The organism is Acinetobacter sp. YH12039, from assembly GCF_013420015.1.
Lineage (GTDB): Bacteria > Pseudomonadota > Gammaproteobacteria > Pseudomonadales > Moraxellaceae > Acinetobacter > Acinetobacter amyesii.
The window spans coordinates 1-4,930 of record NZ_VOZA01000093.1 but is presented as its reverse complement, the minus strand read 5'-3'; the positions used below and the strand labels follow the sequence as shown (position 1 = coordinate 4,930).

The window sequence follows — 4,930 nt, the reverse complement described above, 5'->3', positions numbered from 1 at the left end:
CTGATGCTAGTTGGTCTAACACCTTGCAATGTTTGTCTTTTATACGTAATTTAAGGGTTTTCATGTACTTATATTAACAATCAAAACTCAAGGAAAATAGTCCTTAGTTAAATCAAACGACACTTCAGGTCGTGTCGCTTATATCTCTGACCTGAAGGACAGAGTTTTACGCTCCATTTGATAAAATAAGAAAAATTTATGAAGTATTGACTCTTATCCTATTTGATTAATTGCATGATTTAATGCCATTTTTACACCCTTAAAACTTTTACCATTTGGTAAATTTACATGTAAAGTCATGTAATTAGTTTGAATAAAATATTTTTAAAAGAGATTAAATCTTCTAAAAAACAAGAGTATGATGTGCACAATTTATCTATTGAGTGCTCATTTTATGTCCAATTGGTTTCCCAAATGGCGCCCGTACGAAGGCAATATTGATGCACGTCCTGTAGGTACAAATGAGTACCTACCTCCTGTGCAAAGTGTTGTATTGGGGATACAACATGCTTTTGCAATGTTTGGTGCAACTGTCCTTGCGCCATTTTTGATGGGCTTTGATGCCAACCTTGCGATTTTAATGTCGGGGATCTGTACCATCCTATTCTTCTTTATGACAGGTGGTCGTGTACCAAGTTATTTAGGCTCTAGTTTTGCCTTTATTGGTGTGGTGATCGCGGCAACCGGTTATGCAGCATCAGGTACTGGCGCGCCAAATGCCAATATCGCGATGGCAGCAGGCGGGATCATGGCCTGCGGTATCTTATATGCCATTTTTGGTTTTATCGTGATGGCAACGGGTACCCGTTGGATTGAAAAACTTATGCCGCCTGTCGTTACAGGTGCAGTGGTGATGATCATTGGTCTCAACCTTGCCCCAGTGACCATTAAAGGGGTTGCCGGTAATAACTTTAATATGTGGATGGCTTTAGTAACCGTACTATGTATGGGTTCAATTGCTGTGTTCACCAAAGGTTTATTACAACGTCTATTACTCTTAGTTGGCCTTCTACTCGCTTACTTGGTGTATTACATCATTTCCAATGTCATGGGTCATGGCACACCAATCAACTTCGTTCCAGTACAAGATGCAGCTTGGTTTGGTGTTCCTCAATTCCATTCGCCTGTTTTTGATTTCAATGCCATGCTGATCATTGCACCGATTGCGTTGATTTTGGTTGCAGAAAACCTTGGGCACATCAAAGCTGTGGGCGCGATGACAGGTGAAAATCTTGATCCGCACATTGGTAAAGCCTTCGTTGCAGATGGTGTTGCAACCACACTTTCAGGCGGTGTCGGCGGTCCGGGTATGACCACTTATGGCGAAAATATTGGTGTGATGGCAGTAACGCGTGTTTACTCGACCATCGTGTTTGTATTTGCAGGTGTATTCGCCATCTTCCTTGGTCTTTCACCAAAATTTGGCGCGATTATTCATACCATTCCACAAGCGATTTTGACCGGTGCCTCTATTGTAGTGTTCGGTTTGATTACCATTGCCGGTGCTAAAATCTGGATTGAAAACAAAGTTGATTTCTCTAAAAACAAGAACCTGATGGTGGCTGCAGTGACCATTATTTTAGGTACGGGTGACTTTGCATTACAATTCGGTAACTTCAATCTAGGTGGTATTGGTACCGCAACCTTTGCAGCCTTGATTTTGAACTGGTTCTTTAGCTTAGGCGATAAATCAGAATAAGCCTCCAAAGCATTAAAAAAAAGAATATTCATTTGAAAAGCGGCCGAAAGGTCGCTTTTTTTTATAGCTACACTTTCGGTAAGATAAGGCATTAGCCAAGGAATACACCCTATGCGACTGGATTTGTTCGACCTTCAATTGGTGCTGCACATTGTAGACAGCGGCAGTCTGACCAAAGGCGCTGCTCGTTCTGCCATCTCGCTACAAGCAGCCAGTGAACGGATTAAAAAACTCGAACAGCAATACCGCACAGCCCTGTTCACTCGCCAAGCCAAAGGTGTCAAACTGACTCTTGCCGGTCAAACCTTGGTTGAACATGCACAGCGCATCTTAGGTGAGGGGCAACAATTAGAACACGCGATGCTGCCCTTTGCCCATGGGTTAAGTTCCAATATGACCTTATGGTGTAATTCATCTGCACAAAGTGAATATTTACCGGTCTTGTTACCACGTTATTTGCTTGAAAATCCCAACACACAAATTGAGCTGCATGAAGCCGAGTCTAAAGACATCATTGCAGCGATTGAACAAGGCAATGCACAACTAGGTCTAATTTCGGGTTTCTTTAAATCCGAAAAGTTACAAACACTTGAGTTTGCAAATGATCCTTTGGTACTGATTTGTCCTATAACTCATGAATTGGCCTCGATATCTAGCGTCAAACCCGCAGAGATTTTGAATTATCCCTTTGTCGGTTTGATGCAATATCATTCCTTGCAACAATCGATCGAGGCTCAAGCCAAATTATTCGGCTGTGAAATTCAGTATCGGCTGCGTTTGCCGAACTTTGCCGCGATCGCGCAAGTGGTGGCGAATGGTGTGGGCATTGCCATCATGCCAAAACGTGCAGCCCAACGATTAATCAATTTGTATGCCTTTGCCCAAGTTGAGCTCAGCGGCGACTGGGCCAATCGAAAATTGCTGCTCACCGCACGTAATTTTGATGATTTACCCTTAAATTATCAGCATTTCAGTCAGTTTCTACTGTCTCAAAAATCTGCTTTGGATAGCTAAGTCTAGGCTTTAAATCACGTCAAACTGGTGCAACATCATATAGCCACCAAGGGCAATCAACCCGATAAAAAACACCTTACGGAATTTTTGTTCTGGAATGCGGTAACGGATTTTTTTCCCTGCCCACATGCCAATGAGCGCAGGAACCAGTGCCATGGCTGACATGGCATAATCAATCGGGAGATCTTCCACAGGATTTTGCTGTAAGAACACCGCCAAACAAATGGTTGACGTGGTAAAGGCCAAACCGAGTGACTGTACGAGATCATCGCGTTTGAGTTGCAAACCTTGCAAATATGGCACCACCGGGATCACCACCACACCTGTGGCTACAGTCAGCGCTCCACCGAGATAACCGATAATTGGAGATAACCATTTTTCATGTGGTGCAAAGTTTGGTAAGCTTTTCGCACAAAGCCCATACAGTCCGTATAGTGCTAACATGCCCCCCAGTAAAGCTTCACTTTTAAATTCACCATGTCCTAAAGTTGGAAAAATACTCCAAATTGAACCGACGATAATCCCAAGTAACAAGGGCCAAAAGCGTTGAATTAGTCGCAGCACCTGCCCTTCGGCAAATAATTGCCAAAAGTTGGTGACCATAGATGGAATGATTAATAACGTGGCTGCCTGAAATGGACTGATCACCATGGTGAGTAAGCCCATCGATACCGCAGGCAGGCCTAACCCAATCGTGCCTTTAATTAGACCTGCGATTGCAAAAACTGTGATGACGAACCAAATCATGGCGAAACTCGCTGAAGAATTGGTTCTATGCTATGCAATTCAGGCACTTTGAAAAATCAGTGTTTTTGGAATAGAGCCTCAATAAAAAGTTGAGGCTAGGTTATAGCGTCTAAAACAGATAGCGTAGATGGGCTAAACAAACTCTTCTGATTTTGAATAAGTTATAAGTGTATTGGTTGAATAGTAATATAAAAACCGTTCCAATATGCTGTTTACTGGAACGGTTTTCAATAAGATATTGATACTTATAGTAAAATTTCAAGAATTTCGTATAACGCGTATTATGTTAATTTTAAAACCTAGAATTCAACCTCATTAAAAAAATCAGGTGATAATTCAGTTTCAGGAATAAGATCTAAATCAACCAATGCAATGGAATTTTCCTGAATTTTCTTTTTCATCTGCTCTGATTCATCAAATAAATTTTGATCAAAAATTAATATAGTTCCCTGATTTAATGAAGTATTCACTTCTATTTTTTGGTAAATATAGGGAAGTTCTTTGTCCTCTACTGCCTTTGGTACATAGCAAATTGATGAAACAGGTTGTCTATGATCGAAAACACGGTTTTTCATAAAAAATGGATTAGATAAATAGAGATATTTAAATGGTAAATATTTTAATATTATTTGAAATATATCAACTAATTGAGATAAAGAATATCTTTTCTGTAAGCTTAAACTTATATTAATAATACTCAAAGAAATACTGGCATATAAGCTATTGTCGACTTGCCCATTCCATAAAAGAAACGACTGGAAGGCATCTTTTTTTCTTAATTTCAGTAAATATTTAAAAGCACTTTCACTAGGAAATGAATATTCCAATGGTGGATTGAGATCACTACCACTATTTACATACCAATTAGAAAAATCAGGACTCACTGTTCTCAAATCTTCGACCAATTTAACCAATATTTCAAGTTGAGCTTTGACATCATCTTCAGAATTTGGAAATGCTTTAAATGCTATAGAATTTAAATAAAAGTCTGTCATTATTTACCCTTGTTATAGTGGCATATGAATACTTGTAACGATATTTCCACCAATACTATCAAAATGTTGTTTTGTTTCATTTTCATAGAAATACCAAACTAATTTTGTTGTTTTAAAACGTAAATTTACTGCTCTTTGACGAGCAGCTTCCGCAAGCATTTCCCTAAATATTTTTTCAACCATAAATTCAGGTTTACTCCCATCTAAAAATTGAGCATAGCGTCCTTTAGCTTCCACAAGAATACATTCTAATGGCCATAATCCATCAAAAGAAACTCCGTTTAATTGCCACTCTTCTATGGGAGTTGTTGGCTTTTTATTTCCTTCTACGATATAGGGAGTGTAAGCCTTGACATACTCCCACCACCAAGCTAAGAGCTATGGTGGGGGAATCTTTGCGACCCATGCAATCTTAGAGATTGCACCTTTCGATACCGCACTGCGCTGACAGTATGGCGGTACAGGAACTCTTTAT

At 39.9% G+C, this 4,930-nt stretch carries 5 protein-coding genes; 2 read left to right on the top strand and 3 right to left on the bottom strand.

Annotated elements, in window-relative coordinates:
* Positions 1-394 precede the first annotated feature (394 nt).
* Positions 395-1,699 (top strand): solute carrier family 23 protein, encoded by a 1,305-nt coding sequence (locus FTT98_RS17280; RefSeq protein WP_180011052.1) that lies wholly within the window; start codon positions 395-397, stop codon positions 1,697-1,699.
* Positions 1,700-1,810: 111 nt separating this feature from the next.
* Positions 1,811-2,713, top strand: a complete 903-nt coding sequence (locus tag FTT98_RS17275; RefSeq protein ID WP_180135691.1) for a LysR family transcriptional regulator — start codon at positions 1,811-1,813, stop codon at positions 2,711-2,713.
* 9 nt (positions 2,714-2,722) lie between these two features.
* Here FTT98_RS17275 and FTT98_RS17270 read toward each other — a convergent pair whose 3' ends face one another.
* The 3 genes from FTT98_RS17270 to FTT98_RS17260 form a co-directional block, all read right to left on the bottom strand.
* Positions 2,723-3,460: a sulfite exporter TauE/SafE family protein gene (locus FTT98_RS17270; protein ID WP_180177601.1), complete on the bottom strand. Its 738-nt coding sequence runs from the start codon at positions 3,458-3,460 to the stop codon at positions 2,723-2,725.
* Positions 3,461-3,759: 299 nt separating this feature from the next.
* Positions 3,760-4,455 carry a hypothetical protein gene (locus FTT98_RS17265; protein WP_180175541.1) on the bottom strand — a complete coding sequence of 232 codons (696 nt, stop codon included), beginning with the start codon at positions 4,453-4,455 and terminating at the stop codon, positions 3,760-3,762.
* Between the two features lie 12 nt (positions 4,456-4,467).
* The gene (locus FTT98_RS17260) at positions 4,468-4,755 is read right to left on the bottom strand and encodes a Tox-REase-5 domain-containing protein (RefSeq protein WP_373685154.1); all 288 of its coding nucleotides are present in this window, start codon (positions 4,753-4,755) and stop codon (positions 4,468-4,470) included.
* Between the last annotated feature and the right edge of the window lie 175 nt (positions 4,756-4,930).

Excerpts from the sequence above, each read along its gene's own strand:
- FTT98_RS17280 (WP_180011052.1), top strand. The coding sequence starts at position 395 with ATGTCCAATTGGTTTCCCAAATGGCGCCCGTACGAAGGCAATATTGAT.
- FTT98_RS17275 (WP_180135691.1), top strand. The coding sequence starts at position 1,811 with ATGCGACTGGATTTGTTCGACCTTCAATTGGTGCTGCACATTGTAGAC.
- FTT98_RS17270 (WP_180177601.1), bottom strand. The coding sequence starts at position 3,460 with ATGATTTGGTTCGTCATCACAGTTTTTGCAATCGCAGGTCTAATTAAA.
- FTT98_RS17265 (WP_180175541.1), bottom strand. The coding sequence starts at position 4,455 with ATGACAGACTTTTATTTAAATTCTATAGCATTTAAAGCATTTCCAAAT.